General features: G+C 70.5%; 14 protein-coding genes. 8 read left to right on the forward strand and 6 right to left on the reverse strand.

Annotated elements, in window-relative coordinates; translation table 11 throughout:
* Positions 1–111: 111 nt before the first annotated feature.
* The 4 genes from AC3RXY_RS10225 to AC3RXY_RS10240 are packed head-to-tail and all read left to right on the forward strand — an operon-like array spanning position 112 to position 3314.
* Positions 112–504, forward strand: coding sequence for a DUF6113 family protein (locus AC3RXY_RS10225; protein WP_491510973.1), 393 nt, complete (start codon positions 112–114; stop codon positions 502–504).
* Between the two features lie 9 nt (positions 505–513).
* On the forward strand, positions 514–834 hold the full coding sequence (fdxA, locus tag AC3RXY_RS10230) for a ferredoxin (RefSeq protein WP_491510814.1): 321 nt from the start codon (positions 514–516) through the stop codon (positions 832–834).
* A gap of 2 nt (positions 835–836) precedes the next feature.
* Positions 837–1940, forward strand: a complete 1104-nt coding sequence (gene dapC, locus AC3RXY_RS10235; RefSeq protein WP_491510815.1) for a succinyldiaminopimelate transaminase — start codon at positions 837–839, stop codon at positions 1938–1940.
* A 45-nt stretch (positions 1941–1985) separates the two neighbouring features.
* On the forward strand, positions 1986–3314 hold the full coding sequence (locus AC3RXY_RS10240) for a citrate synthase (protein ID WP_491510816.1): 1329 nt from the start codon (positions 1986–1988) through the stop codon (positions 3312–3314).
* A 135-nt stretch (positions 3315–3449) separates the two neighbouring features.
* On the opposite strand, the gene AC3RXY_RS10245 is transcribed toward AC3RXY_RS10240, so the two are convergent.
* A complete protein-coding gene (locus AC3RXY_RS10245; RefSeq protein WP_491510817.1) occupies positions 3450–4880 on the reverse strand; it encodes a DEAD/DEAH box helicase in 1431 nt (476 codons plus the stop codon).
* 324 nt (positions 4881–5204) lie between these two features.
* Positions 5205–6152, reverse strand: coding sequence for a 2,3,4,5-tetrahydropyridine-2,6-dicarboxylate N-succinyltransferase (dapD, locus tag AC3RXY_RS10250; protein WP_491510818.1), 948 nt, complete (start codon positions 6150–6152; stop codon positions 5205–5207).
* A 52-nt stretch (positions 6153–6204) separates the two neighbouring features.
* On the opposite strand from dapD, the gene dapE reads away from it, so the two are divergent.
* From dapE to AC3RXY_RS10265, 3 genes are all read left to right on the forward strand, one after another.
* Positions 6205–7278, forward strand: coding sequence for a succinyl-diaminopimelate desuccinylase (gene dapE, locus AC3RXY_RS10255; protein WP_491510819.1), 1074 nt, complete (start codon positions 6205–6207; stop codon positions 7276–7278).
* 53 nt (positions 7279–7331) lie between these two features.
* Positions 7332–8507 carry a putative hexosyltransferase gene (locus tag AC3RXY_RS10260; RefSeq protein WP_491510820.1) on the forward strand — a complete coding sequence of 392 codons (1176 nt, stop codon included), beginning with the start codon at positions 7332–7334 and terminating at the stop codon, positions 8505–8507.
* 162 nt (positions 8508–8669) lie between these two features.
* Entirely contained in the window at positions 8670–8843 is a 174-nt protein-coding gene (locus AC3RXY_RS10265; protein WP_179430231.1) for a DUF3117 domain-containing protein, read from the forward strand.
* 122 nt (positions 8844–8965) lie between these two features.
* On the opposite strand, the gene AC3RXY_RS10270 is transcribed toward AC3RXY_RS10265, so the two are convergent.
* Positions 8966–9604, reverse strand: a complete 639-nt coding sequence (locus AC3RXY_RS10270; RefSeq protein WP_491510821.1) for an O-methyltransferase — start codon at positions 9602–9604, stop codon at positions 8966–8968.
* Positions 9605–9697: 93 nt separating this feature from the next.
* On the opposite strand from AC3RXY_RS10270, the gene AC3RXY_RS10275 reads away from it, so the two are divergent.
* Positions 9698–10099 (forward strand): twin-arginine translocase TatA/TatE family subunit, encoded by a 402-nt coding sequence (locus AC3RXY_RS10275; protein WP_491510822.1) that lies wholly within the window; start codon positions 9698–9700, stop codon positions 10097–10099.
* 35 nt (positions 10100–10134) lie between these two features.
* Here the strand turns inward: AC3RXY_RS10275 and AC3RXY_RS10280 are convergent, their stop codons facing one another.
* From AC3RXY_RS10280 to AC3RXY_RS10290, 3 genes are read right to left on the reverse strand one after another with little or no spacing between them, the layout of a single operon-like run.
* Positions 10135–11274, reverse strand: coding sequence for an Mrp/NBP35 family ATP-binding protein (locus AC3RXY_RS10280; protein WP_491510823.1), 1140 nt, complete (start codon positions 11272–11274; stop codon positions 10135–10137).
* Positions 11271–11816: a DUF1003 domain-containing protein gene (locus AC3RXY_RS10285; protein ID WP_491510824.1), complete on the reverse strand. Its 546-nt coding sequence runs from the start codon at positions 11814–11816 to the stop codon at positions 11271–11273. The genes AC3RXY_RS10280 and AC3RXY_RS10285 overlap by 4 nt, the downstream gene beginning before the upstream one ends.
* Positions 11816–13087 (reverse strand): magnesium transporter MgtE N-terminal domain-containing protein, encoded by a 1272-nt coding sequence (locus tag AC3RXY_RS10290; RefSeq protein WP_491510825.1) that lies wholly within the window; start codon positions 13085–13087, stop codon positions 11816–11818. Before AC3RXY_RS10290 ends, AC3RXY_RS10285 begins: the two co-directional genes overlap by 1 nt.
* Between the last annotated feature and the right edge of the window lie 192 nt (positions 13088–13279).

Here is a 13279-nt window from a genome sequence, read left to right on the forward strand (position 1 = left end):
TCCTCACGCTAGCGGAACAAGGCGGAACTGGGAACCACCAATCCTGATATTCGGTCTCACGAAGGTAACGATCAGCCCGCTCAGGGGACGCGAACCTAGAATCGACGGGTGATGTTCCTCACCCGTCTGGCGACCTGGGTCGCCGCTCTGCTGATCGGCGCGGTCTTCGGGATGGCCGGCACCGTCGGGCATGCCCTGCGATGGGGGTGGTTCCCCGTCGGCATGGTCGTCGCCGGGGTCTCATGCGCTGCGATGCTCGTCGGGATCCGTGCGCTCACCGCAGACCGCTGGCTGGCGCTCGCCGCGGGGGTCGGCATGCTCGTGGCGGTCGTCCTCGTGTCCGGTCCGGGGCCCGGCGGCTCGGTGATCGTGGAGAACACCCCGGTCGGGCAGTTCTGGACGCTGCTGGTGGGCGCTGTCGTGCTGATCGTCGTGGCGTGGCCTGACCTGTCTCGCCGACCCGGCACGGCCGGCAATCAGCCGGAGGCCGCTGAGCGGCCGTAGACTGGGGGTGTGACGTATGTGATCGCCCTTCCGTGCGTCGATGTCAAGGATCGCGCCTGCGTCGACGAGTGCCCTGTGGACTGCATCTATGAGGGTGACCGGATGCTCTATATCCACCCCGACGAATGCGTCGACTGTGGTGCGTGCGAGCCGGCCTGCCCGGTGGAGGCGATCTACTACGAAGACGACCTGCCCGAGGAGTGGACCGACTACTACAAGGCCAACGTCGAGTTCTTCGAGGAGATCGGGTCTCCGGGAGGCGCGGCGAAGGTCGGCGTGATCGACCACGACCACGCCATCATCACGGCGCTTCCCCCGCAGGGAGAGTGAGCATGGGCGTCGCCGACCTCGACGACTACCCCTGGGACGCGGTCATCCCCTACGCCGAGCAGGCCAGATCCCATCCGGGCGGCGCCATCGACCTCTCGGTCGGCTCGCCCGTCGACCCTACCCCCGACGCCGTCGCGCGCGCCCTCGCCGCTGCCACGGACGCCCACGGGTATCCGGCGACGGTCGGCACGCCCGCGCTCCGCGAGGCGATCGTGCGATGGTTCGCCCGGCGGCGCGGGGTCCCCGGTCTCGGCACGGACCAGGTCGTGCCGACCATCGGATCCAAGGAACTGGTCGCGCTGCTGCCGTTGCTGCTCTCGGTCGGGCCCGGCGACGCCGTGGTCTTCCCGACCGTGGCCTACCCGACCTACGCGGTGGGCGCGCGCATCGTCGGCGCCGAGCCGGTGCCCTGCGACGACCCGTCCGCCTGGCCGGAGAACACGCGCCTGGTCTGGCTGAACTCGCCCGGCAACCCGGACGGCCGTGTGGCCGACGTCGCCGCCCTGACCGTCGCCGTCGCTCGCGCTCGGGAGCTGGGCGCGGTGATCGCCAATGACGAGTGCTATGCCGAATTCGGCTGGGACGCGCCCTGGGACGCCGAGGCCGTGCCGTCGATCCTGGACCCGCGGGTCACCGGGGGAGACGTCACGGGCGTGCTGGCGGCATACTCGCTGAGCAAGCAGTCCAACCTCGCCGGGTACCGGGCCGCGTTCCTGGCCGGAGACGCCGCGCTGATCTCTCGGGTCCTCGTGGCCCGGCGACACCTCGGCCTGATGCCGCCGTCGCCGGTGCAGGACGCGATGCGCGCCGCCCTCGATGACGACGAACATGTGGTGGAGCAGCTCGCGCGCTATCGTGAGCGCCGCGGCATTCTGCGGCCGGCGCTGGAGAAGGCCGGGTTCCAGGTCGACGGCTCCGAAGCCGGGCTGTACCTCTGGGTCACCGAGGGGCGCGACGCGTGGGCGACGATGGGCCGTCTCGCGGAGCTCGGCATCATCGCAGGACCCGGGCCGTTCTACGGCGACGCGTCCGCCCAGCACGTGCGTTTCTCGCTCACCGCTCCCACGGAACGCGTCGAAGAGGCGGCGCGTCGTCTGGCACCCTGAGCGCCCGGTAGGCTGGGACCGATCCGCCTGCGACCGACGGGCGGCATGCATCTGCCTCGAACACTCCAGGAGGTCCGCGTGAGCGCAGCAGGAGACCGTCCGACGAAGGCCACCCTGTCGGTGGGCGAGACCACCGCAGAGTTCCCCCTGCTGTACGGCACGGCCGGCAACGACAGCATCGATCTGTCGACGCTGACGAAGCAGACGGGACTGACGGGCCTCGACTACGGCTTCGTGAACACGGCGGCCACGAAGTCTGACATCACCTTCATCGATGGCGATCAGGGGATCCTCCGCTATCGCGGCTATCCGATCGAACAGCTCGCCAGCGGCAGCACCTTCCTCGAGGTGGCCTGGCTGCTGATCTACGGCGACCTGCCCACCGCGGACGAGCTCGCAGGCTTTGACGAGCGCATCCGCCGCCACACCCTGCTGCACGAGGACCTGAAGCGCTTCTTCTCCGCGCTTCCGCACACCGCGCATCCCATGTCTGTGCTGTCCGCGGCCACCGCGGCGCTCTCGACCTACTACGAGGACGAGTCCGACCCGCACAACCCCGAGCATGTCGAGATCAACACCATCCGCCTGCTCGCGAAGCTTCCGGTGATCGCCGCGTACGCGCACAAGAAGAGCATCGGCCAGGCCTTCCTCTACCCCGACAACTCGCTGAGCTTCGTCGACAACTTCCTGCGCCTGAACTTCGGCGTCATGAGCGAGCCGTACGAGGCCAACCCGGTGATGTCGCGCGCGCTCGAGCTCCTGCTCGTCCTCCACGCCGATCATGAGCAGAACGCCTCGACCTCCACGGTCCGGCTGGTGGGATCCACCGGTGCCGACATGTTCGCGTCGATCTCGGCCGGGATCCAGGCCCTTTCCGGCCCGCTGCACGGTGGCGCCAACGAGGCCGTGCTGCGCATGCTCGCCGACATCCGCGACTCCGGCGAGAGCATGCAGCGCTTCGTCGAGCGCGTGAAGAACAAGGAAGACGGTGTGAAGCTGATGGGCTTCGGGCACCGTGTCTACAAGAACTACGACCCGCGCGCGCGCCTCGTCAAGCAGGTCGCCGATGAGGTTCTGGACGAGCTGGGCGTGCACGATCCGCTGCTCGATCTCGCCAAGCAGCTGGAAGAGATCGCGCTGGGCGACCCCTACTTCCAGGACCGTCGTCTGTATCCGAACGTCGACTTCTACACCGGCGTCATCTACAAGGCCATGGGCTTCCCGACCCGCATGTTCACCGTGCTGTTCGCGATGGGACGCCTGCCCGGCTGGCTCGCCCAGTGGCGCGAGATGCAGGACGACCCCCAGACGAAGATCGGGCGTCCGCAGCAGCTCTACACCGGCTCAGCGGAGCGCTCCTACCCGGATCGTTGAGCCGCGCCCGTACCCGTCTCACACCACAGGCCCCTGTCCTCCGAGAGGACAGGGGCCTGTGGTGTCGAGGGTGTCGAATGGGACGCGACCGGAGGACGGGCGGTCAGAGGTATGGCCGCCCGTCCGGTCGTCGTGTCAGCGGGTCGGGCGCTGCCCCTGGGCCGATGCGGGCCGGCGACGGCGCCGGCGGCGGGCGGGTTGCTCGCCGCCCTGCGGGCGGTCCTGCGCTGCTCCGCGGCCCCCGGCACCGTGCTGCGGAGCGTGCGTGCGCTGCGCGCGCTCGCCATCGGCCGGCTGACCGTTTCGTGCTGTTCCGCGTGCGCCGCGGCCGGCCGAACCAGCTTTCGCCGGGGCCTTGCGCTGCTGCGGCGCCTGCGGCGGCGCGGGCTTGACGTGCGGTGCCCGCTCTCCCACGAGCTCCGCGACGGCGTCGGCGGTGGCATCCTCCAGCGGCACCGCGATCTGGGCCTTGCGGAGCAGGTCCTTGACGTCACGACGCTGGTCTGGCAGCACCAGGGTCACCACGGTGCCCGCGGCACCGGCGCGCGCCGTGCGTCCGGAGCGGTGCAGGTACGCCTTGTGCTCGACGGGCGGATCGACGTGCACCACGAGCTCGACATCGTCGACGTGCACGCCGCGGGCGGCGACGTCGGTCGCCACGAGGACGCGCACACCGCCGGCTGCGGGGTCTGCGCTGAACGCGGCGAGGTTCCGCTCGCGAGCGTTCTGCCCGAGGTTTCCGTGCAGGTCGACCGCCGGGATTCCGGCCGAGGTGAGCTGCTTGGCGAGCTTCTTCGCCTGATGCTTGGTGCGAGTGAACAGGATCCGGCGGCCGAGGCCGGACGCGAGATCCTGCACGAGGCGCTTCTTGGCGTCCGGGTCTGCGGCCACGAGCACACGGTGAGTCATCTCGCCCACGGGGACGCTCGCCTCGTCGACCTCGTGGCTGACCGGATGCGTGAGGAACCGGCGCGCGAGAACGTCGACGCCGCGGTCGAGGGTCGCGCTGAACAGCAGGCGCTGGCCATCCGCCGGGGTGGCGGCGAGGATACGGGTGACGCCGGGAAGGAAACCGAGGTCCGCCATGTGGTCGGCCTCGTCGAGCACGGCGATCTCGACCGCGTCGAGACGCACGAGCCCCTGCTTCATGAGGTCTTCGAGACGGCCGGGGCACGCGACCACGATGTCGACGCCAGCGCGCAGCGCCTGCTCCTGCGGGCGCTGGCTCACGCCACCGAAGATGGTCGTGACGCGCAGACCAGCCGCATCCGCGAGCGGAGCGATGGTCGCGGCGATCTGTGTCGCGAGCTCGCGCGTGGGGGCGAGCACCAGGCCACGCGGGCGGCCCGGGCCGGTCTTGACGCGCGAGGCGGACAGCCGCGCGACCAGGGGGACCGAGAAGGCGATGGTCTTGCCGCTGCCGGTGCGACCGCGACCGAGGAGGTCACGGCCGGCCAATGAGTCGGGAAGGGTGTCGCGCTGGATGGGGAAGGGCTCGGACTTGCCGGTCGCCGTGAGCACGGCGGCCAGCGGTGCCGGAACACCGAGGTCAAGGAAGGAGGGCATGAGTTTTCTCTCTGCTGATGCACGCGCTGGCGTGCTGCCGGAAGACGGGATAGTCGGGCAGCGCGGGGCGTGCAGGTGGGCGACGGCGCGGGATCGCGCATCGGTTCGCCGTTCGAAGGGGCCGACCCCGCCGTACAGAGTGCGAGCGGAGCGCGGATGCGTATCGACGACGCAGACAGCTCGTCATCGTGACGGAGCGTCATCGTGACACTATCACGGGCCGGCTGGTGCTCGTCTTCACGCGCGGCCGGCCATCAGCGGGGTGTCTGCTCTGCCGCCCTGACCGTGGACGGACGAGCCGCCACCGCCGGGCGGGTGGTGCGGTCAGGCGTGGAGGGCCTGATTGAGCTCGACCCCGGCGCCGGCGCGGCGGATCGCCTCCACGGCACCGGTGAGGGAGTTGCGACGGAACAGCAGGCCGTCCTGCCCGGACAGCTCGGCACCCTTGACGGTCGGGAAGGCGCCGTCGGCGGTGCGGGGCTGATCGGCGAGCACGACCTTGGTGCCCGCCGTCACGTAGAGGCCGGCCTCGACGATGCAGTCGTCACCGAGCGAGATTCCGATCCCGGCGTTCGCACCCAGCAGCGTGCGCGCCCCGATGCTGATGCGATGGGTGCCACCACCCGAGAGGGTACCCATGATCGACGCCCCGCCGCCGATGTCGCTGCCGTCTCCGACGACGACCCCCTGCGAGATCCGCCCCTCGACCATCGACGCGCCGAGTGTTCCGGCGTTGAAGTTGACGAAGCCCTCGTGCATCACGGTGGTCCCGGGCGACAGGTAGGCACCGAGGCGCACACGTGACGCATCGGCGATCCGCACCCCGGCCGGGAAGACGTAGTCGGTCAGCCGAGGGAACTTGTCGATACCGGTCACCTGGATGCCGTCGCGCTGCAGCTCCGGGCGCAGGCGCTGGGCATCCGCGGGCAGCATCGGACCGGCGTCGGTCCAGGCGACCGTCGGCAGCAGGGCGAAGATGCCGTCCAGGTTCAGCTCCCCGGGGCGGACCAGGAGGTGCGACAGCGCGTGCAGGCGCAGGTAGGCGTCCGCGGTCGAGGACGGTGCCTCATCGAGATCGATGGTGAGCTCGATCGAGCGCTGTTCCACGGCGCGACGCGCATCGCGCGCGGCGAGGCGGTGCAGGCGCGCGACCTCCGACGCATCCGGTCCGTCATCGCCCGCGGTGAGCCACGAGTACCACGCGTCCAGGACGGTGCCATCGTCGGCGATCGTGGTGAGGCCCAGTCCTCGGATGCGGCGCGCTTCGCTCATGCGACAAAGGTACCGCGATCGGGGCCCCTCATGCGGCGGATAGGCTGTGGCCATGGCCATCGACCTCCGCCAATCGTCCGTCGACATCACACGAGCGATCTGCGACATCCGGAGTGTGTCGGGGGAGGAGAGGGCCCTCGCCGACGCGGTGGAGGACGCCATGCGCGCCCATCCGCACCTCGAGGTGACCCGGATGGGCAACACCGTCGTCGCCCGGACCTCGCTGGGCCGGGCGCAGCGCGTGGTGATCGCGGGGCACCTGGACACCGTGCCGATCAACGGCAACGTGCCCACCCGCTTCGTCGAGGAGGACGGCGTCCGCTACCTCTGGGGGCGGGGGACGGTCGATATGAAGGCCGGAGTCGCTGTGCAGCTGAAGCTCGCAGCGGAGATCGCAGAACCGGCGGTCGACGTGACCTGGATGTGGTACGACAACGAAGAGGTCTCCGCGGACCTCAACGGTCTGCGGCTGCTGGCCGAGGCGCGGCCCGACCTGTTCGCGGGGGACTTCGCGATCCTGGGCGAGCCCAGCGACGGCCAGGTCGAGGGCGGCTGCAACGGCACGCTGCGCGCGGTGGTGCGCACCCGCGGCATCCGTGCGCACAGCGCACGAGCGTGGATCGGCGAGAACGCGATCCATGCGGCAGCGCCCGTGCTGGCCCGGCTCGCCGAGTACCGCCCGCGGGAGGTCGAGGTCGAGGGTCTCGTCTACCGCGAAGGCCTGAACGCCGTGCGTATCAGCGGCGGCGTCGCCGGCAATGTGATCCCGGACGCCTGCGAGGTCGAGGTGAACTACCGGTTCGCGCCGAGCACGAGTGCTGTTCAGGCCGCCGCGCACGTGCGCAGCGTGTTCTCCGGATTCGACGTCGAGATCGTCGACTCCGCCGACGGGGCGCGGCCAGGCCTCGATGCGGCCGTCGCACAGGCGTTCGTCGCGGCGGTCGGTGCGGTGCCGAAGCCGAAGTACGGCTGGACCGACGTCGCCCGCTTCTCTGCGCTGGGGATTCCGGCGGTCAACTACGGTCCAGGAGACCCATCGCTCGCGCACCATGATGAGGAGCGCGTTCCGGTCGCCCAGATCGAATCGGTCGAGCGTGCGCTGCGCGCCTGGCTGACGGGCCCGTGAGCAGCCGCCCCGTCCGCTCCGCGTCGCACGCATCGGATCGTGCACGGCGCCCGATGCGTATCGCGCTGATCATCGGCGCGATCTACGGCGTCGCGCGCATGATCACCTGGGGATTCCTCGCCATCGCGGCATCGCTGTCCGGGCCGGCCTCCCGGTTCGGCGCCGACGCGACCGTCCCCGACCTCGTCGTGGGGTGGGACGCCCAGTGGTACTGGCTGATCGCGGTCGACGGCTATCCGACCGAGCTGCCGACGGACGACCACGGTCGCGTCACGGAGAATGCCTGGGCGTTCATGCCGCTGTACCCTCTGCTGGCGAAAGTCGTCGGCATCCCGCTGGGCAGCTGGGGTGCCGGGGCCTTCGTCGTGTCGATCGTCGCCGGGTACCTCGCGTGTGTTGTCCTGTACCGCCTGCTCGAGCCGCGGGTCGGTGACACCGCCGCCCTCGTCTCGGTCGGCTTCTTCGCCGCGGGGCCGCTGGGGGCGCTGTTCCAGGTCGGGTACGCGGAGTCGCTGTTCATCCTGTTCCTTCTGCTCGGTATCGGTGCGGTCACCCGGCGCCGCTACGGCTGGCTCTATCTGCTCATTCCGCTGATGGCATATACCCGCCCCGGCGTGCTCGCCTTCGCACTGTTCCTCGGGCTCATCGGGGTCTATCGCTGGTTCCGCAGGAAGACAGACGGTCTGCCCGCGCGCGAGGTCGTGCACATCGTGTCGCTCGGCGCGCTCGCCGTCGTGGCGGGCTTCTCCTGGCCGATCGTGGTCGCCGTGGTCACCGGGGATCGCGGCGGCTATCTCTCGACGGAGCTCTCGTGGCGCCGCAACTGGGGCGGGGGAGGTGAGCACGGCTTCCTGCCGGTCGAGGGGTGGGTGCGCGCCGCGCAGTTCTGGTTCGAGCTGTGGGGTATGCCGGGGTGGGTCGGTGTGCTCACTCTCGTCCTGCTCGTGGCAGGGGCGGTATGGGTGCTGCTCGTCCCGCGCTCCGTGCGGGCGCTCGGCCCCGAGATCCGGCTGTGGAGCGCGAGCTATCTGATCTATCTGCTGGCGGTGTTCTTCCCGCAGTCGAGCACCCTGCGGCTGCTGTTCCCGCTGTCGCCGCTGTGGGGGGCTGTCGCGGTCGGTCGCTCGTGGATCTTCCGGGCACTGGTGCTGCTGGGCTGCCTGGGACTGCAGCTGATCTGGATCATCAATGTCTACGGGTTCGCCGACGCGTTCTGGCGGGTTCCATAGCGCTGCCCGAGCGCCCCGCGGGGCTGACTTTCGCATGAACGGCGGGGGAGCGGACGCTGAACACCTCCCGGTCTCCGTCTGATACCGGGTCGCTCGGATCCGGGTGTCGGCCGGTGCCGGTAAACTTGACTCCGAAGACCACCGAGGAAAGGATGCGCCGCGATGGCAGCGATGAAGCCGAGGACCGGAGACGGCCCCATGGAGGCTGTGAAGGAAGGGCGACTCATCATCGTCCGCGTGCCCCTCGAGGGCGGCGGTCGTCTGGTCGTGTCGGTCAACGACGCTGAGGCGAAGGAGCTTCACGACGTCCTGGGAGCCGTGGTCGACGCGGCCTGAGCACTCCGATGAAGAGGGGGCGGGGGAGTGATCCCCCGCCCCCTCTGGCGTCTGCGGACGGTGTGCGCGATGTCACCGCAGACCGGAGCCGTGACGGAACGGCCGGCCGCAGCGGTGCCAGATCAGGCGGGATCGGCGATGCTGGTCAGCTGCAGCAGGCCCTCGCCGCTCGCCGAGATCGCCGCGAGGACCGCATCGCTCTCCTGCGTCTCCTGGATGAGCGATCGATAGGCCGCGGTCACGGCATCGCGCTGCACGGGGTCGGCGACACGCCCGCCGGCGAGAATACGGGGGATCAGCACGGTGCCGCCCGGGCGGACGAGGCGCAGACCGTGTTCGACATAGGCGATGACGTTCTCGGGATCCGCGTCGATGAGCACGATGTCGTACGCCGCTTCATTCATCCGCGGCAGCACGTCCGCGGCGCGGCCGGAGATGAAACGCGCGCGGGTGGCGGGGATACGTGCATCGAGGAACGCCCGGCGCGCCGCGGCGAGATGCTCCGGCTCGTTGTCGATCGATGTGAGGACGGCGCGCGGCGCGCCGCGCAGCAGCCACAGTCCGGAGACGCCAGCGCCGGTGCCGATCTCCACGATCGACCTGGCGGCGGTCGCCGCCGCGATCACCGCACACTGCGCGCCGACGGCGGGGCTCAGCGGCGCTGCGCCGAGTTCGAGGGCGTTGGTGCGGGCCCGTGCGATCGCCGACGGCTCGACGATCGCCTCACGGATGTAGCGTGCGTTGGCATCATGCTCGCTCATGGGCTCTCCTCCAGCGTCGGATCGGGCAGGGACGTGAACAGCGTAGGGGGCGCGGATGCCGGGATGGCCGAGGCGCGGCGGTAGCCTGGTGACATGAACTTCGGGCTCACCTTCGAGAAGCTGATCGTGATCGCGGTGATCGCGGCCATGATCATCGGTCCGGAGCGTCTTCCATCTGTCGCCGAGGGCTTCGCGCGGTGGGTGCGCACCGCGGGCCAGTACGTGCGCAACGCGAAGACCAGGGTCAAGGAAGAGATGGGTCCGGAGATGGACGATCTCGACTGGCGCAAGCTCGATCCCCGGCAGTACGATCCGCGGCGCATCATCCGCGATGCTCTGCTCGAGGACACCCCTGCGCCGTCTGCACCCGCGCCCGCCGCTGTCGCAGCGGGCGCCGCGGTGGCGGCATCTGCCGCGGCGGGCTCTGCGATCGTGGCGCCGCGGCGCGACTTCAGTGCCGCCGCACCACCGCCCTTCGACTCCGAAGCGACCTGAGGCGGCATCAGCGCGGTATCGCGCCTGTCGGGCGGTCAGTCCGTGATGCGCACCGACAGCGGCCGTCCGGCGAGCGGCGGGCGGGCGGCGTCGATCCGCTCCGCGATCTCGTTCAGCGCGATCGCCGCCGGATCGTCGGGAGCGCCGAGGACGATCGGCACACCCGCATCACCGCCGACGCGCAGCGGGGCGCTGAGCGGGACCATGCCGAGCAGCGGCACGGCAACGCCCTCCTCCGAGAGCGAGCGCGCCACGGTCTGACCGCCTCCTGAGCCGAACAGGTCGAACAGGGTGCCGTCCGGCATCCGCGCAGAGCTCATGTTCTCGATCACGCCGATCACACGCTGGCCGGTGCGCCGGGCGACGAGGCCGGAGCGGATGGCGACCTCGGCGGCGGCCTCCTGCGGGGTGGTCACCACCACCACCTCGGCGCCGGGCAGCAGCTGACCGATCGAGATCGCGATGTCGCCCGTCCCCGGGGGCATGTCGACCAGGAGGACATCGAGATCGCCGAAGTGCACATCGGTGAGGAACTGCGCCACCGCGCGGTGCAGCATCGGCCCGCGCCACGCGACGACACTGTCGCCCTCGGGGAGGAACATGCCGATCGAGATCGTCTTCACCCCGTGGCCGATCGGCGGCAGCATCACCTCATCGATCCGGGTCGGCTGGGGGGCACGGCCGTTCTCGACGAGCCCGAGCAGGCCAGGGATCGAGAAGCCGTGCACATCGGCGTCGATGAGCCCGACGGCTCGTCCGCGAGCGGCGAGAGCCACGGCGAGGTTCGCCGTGACAGAAGACTTGCCGACGCCGCCCTTCCCGCTGCCGACGAGAATCACGCGCGTGGTCGAACCGGGGCCGAACGGGATCTCGCGGGCGGGGCGGCCGCCCCGCAGTCTCTCCACGAGTGCGCGCCGTTCGGCCGGCGTCATCGTGCCGACCTCGACGGCCACCTCCGAGACACCGGGCACCGATGCCGCCGCCGATCGCACCTCGGACTCGATCTGCCGCGCCGCGGGGCACCCAGCGATCGTCAGCACGATCGATACGTGCGCTCTGCCCCGGTCGACCGACACGTCGCGCACCATCTCGAGCTCGGCGAGGGATCGGCGCAGCTCCGGGTCTGTGACCGCACCGACGGCCGCGCGGACCGCGTCGGTCCCGGGGCCGGTCATGGGACCTCGCCGTCAGAGCCCCGGGCATCGCGCTCCGCGGCTCGCTCCTGCTGCTGCAGCTCTGCCAGCACGCTGCGCAGCTCCGCGCGCAGCGCATCGCGCGTCAGGCGCTGCCCATCCGATTCCTCCACGAGCATGCGCAACGCCACGATCTCCCTGGCCAGGTACTCGGTGTCGGCGAGGTTGCGTTCTGCGCGCTGACGATCCTGCTCGATCTGCACGCGGTCCCGGTCGTCCTGCCGGTTCTGCGCGAGCAGGATCAGCGGGGCGGCGTACGACGCCTGCAGGGACAGCATGAGGGTCAGCGCGGTGAAACCGTTGGCTGCCGAGTCGAAGCGCCATGTCGTCGGGGCGAGGGTGTTCCACGCCAGCCACGCCGCGCAGAAGAGCGTGAGGATCGCCAGGAAGGTGGGTGTGCCCATCGCGCGGGCCACCCACTCGGTGAATCGCCCGAAGGTGTCGTCCGACGGCCCTTGCGAGCGGCCGATGACGCCTCCGCGGCCCAGGGGAGCGTCGAGGCCGGGGCGTCGTGATCTCGCCATCATCTGGCACCTCCGCGGGCACCGGAGACCGGGCTGTCGTCGTCCTGCGAGCGCCAGTCGTCCGGGAGCAGGTAGTCCAGCACGTCGTCCACGCTCACCACGCCCACCAGACGGTGGGCCTGATCGACCACGGGAAGGGCCACAAGGTCGTAGCTGGCCAGGCGGCGGGCGACCTCCGCCGCCGATGCGGTGACGAGCAGGGGCTCGACGGACTCGTCGATGATCGCCCCCAGACGCTCGTGCGGCGGATAGCGCAGCATGCGTTGGAAATGCACCACGCCGAGCAGCCGCCCGGTCGGCGTCTCGAACGGCGGCAGGGTCAGATAGACCGCAGCGGCGAGGGCCGGGTGCAGCTCGTGGCGTCGGATGAGTGCCAGGCCCTCCGCGACGGTGGCATCGGCGGGCAGGATGATCGGCTCCGGCGTCATCAGGCCGCCCGCGGTGTCCGGGCCGTAACGGAGCAGGGCCCGGACGTCGTCGGCCTCCTCCGGCTCCATCAGCTCCAGAAGCTGCTCCAGCCGGGCCGGAGGCAGCTGGGCGAGGAGGTCGGCGGCGTCGTCTGGCTCCATCTCGTCCAGGATGTCTGCGGCACGCTCGTCGCCCAGGCGCTCCAGGATGTTCAGCTGCTCGCGTTCCGGCATCTCCTCGAGGGCGTCGGCGAGGCGTTCGTCCGGCAGCTCCTCTGCGACCTCCAGACGCCGCTTCTCGGGGAGGTCGCGCAGGGTGTTGGCGAGATCGGCTGGCAGCAGCTCCGAGTAGCTGGCGGCCAGCTGCTCGGCGGACTGCGCTTCGCCGGGAGCCGTGAGCTCGCGCACCTCCGACCAGGTCGCGAAGGTGGTCGGGCCTTTCGCGAAGGGGGAGGCGGAGGTCTTCGGGCGGCGGAGGAACAGCTGGCTCACCGTCCACTCGCCCAGGCGGTTCGGCTCGATCGCGACATCCTCGATCACGCCGGTTCCCGAGCCGTCGACGAAGTGGACGCGGCGACCGAGCATCTCGGCGAGGACGCGCACCTCGCCGGCACGCGGTTTGAAGCGGCGCACATTGATCAGGCCGGTCGTGATGACCTGGCCGGTGTTGATCGACGTGATCCGCCCGATGGAGAGGAACACCTGGCGGCGTCCGGGGATCTCGCACACCAGGCCGATCACGCGGGGCGCGCCAGAACTTCGGTACACCACGACGACGTCGCGGACCTTGCCGAGACGGTCGCCGGCGGGGTCGAAGACGGCGCAGCCGGCCAGGCGCGCGACGAAAACCCGCTGAGTGCTCACGGCTCAAGCGTAGTCCGCGGGGTGCTCTGGGCATCCGTGTGAGCGGAACGGATTTCCGGCGTCGCTGCTCGCTTCCGCCCGGGGTCTGCTGGCCTGCGCACCGCCCGCCGTGCGGGGCGCCGCACACCCGAGGGCGGGGCAGTGCCGGTGACCGTTCGCTCCTGGGGGAAGCGCATCCAGGGTTGATCGGAA

Source organism: Microbacterium longlingense, assembly GCF_058349825.2.

Bases quoted from the DNA above. Each gene is read 5' to 3' on its own strand.
- AC3RXY_RS10225 (WP_491510973.1), top strand. From the start codon at position 112: ATGTTCCTCACCCGTCTGGCGACCTGGGTCGCCGCTCTGCTGATCGGC.
- dapE (WP_491510819.1), top strand. From the start codon at position 6,205: ATGGCCATCGACCTCCGCCAATCGTCCGTCGACATCACACGAGCGATC.
- AC3RXY_RS10285 (WP_491510824.1), bottom strand. From the start codon at position 11,816: ATGGCGAGATCACGACGCCCCGGCCTCGACGCTCCCCTGGGCCGCGGA.
- dapD (WP_491510818.1), bottom strand. From the start codon at position 6,152: ATGAGCGAAGCGCGCCGCATCCGAGGACTGGGCCTCACCACGATCGCC.
- dapC (WP_491510815.1), top strand. From the start codon at position 837: ATGGGCGTCGCCGACCTCGACGACTACCCCTGGGACGCGGTCATCCCC.
- AC3RXY_RS10280 (WP_491510823.1), bottom strand. From the start codon at position 11,274: ATGACCGGCCCCGGGACCGACGCGGTCCGCGCGGCCGTCGGTGCGGTC.
- AC3RXY_RS10240 (WP_491510816.1), top strand. From the start codon at position 1,986: ATGCATCTGCCTCGAACACTCCAGGAGGTCCGCGTGAGCGCAGCAGGA.
- AC3RXY_RS10270 (WP_491510821.1), bottom strand. From the start codon at position 9,604: ATGAGCGAGCATGATGCCAACGCACGCTACATCCGTGAGGCGATCGTC.
- AC3RXY_RS10265 (WP_179430231.1), top strand. From the start codon at position 8,670: ATGGCAGCGATGAAGCCGAGGACCGGAGACGGCCCCATGGAGGCTGTG.
- AC3RXY_RS10275 (WP_491510822.1), top strand. From the start codon at position 9,698: ATGAACTTCGGGCTCACCTTCGAGAAGCTGATCGTGATCGCGGTGATC.
- AC3RXY_RS10245 (WP_491510817.1), bottom strand. From the start codon at position 4,880: ATGCCCTCCTTCCTTGACCTCGGTGTTCCGGCACCGCTGGCCGCCGTG.
- AC3RXY_RS10260 (WP_491510820.1), top strand. From the start codon at position 7,332: ATGCGTATCGCGCTGATCATCGGCGCGATCTACGGCGTCGCGCGCATG.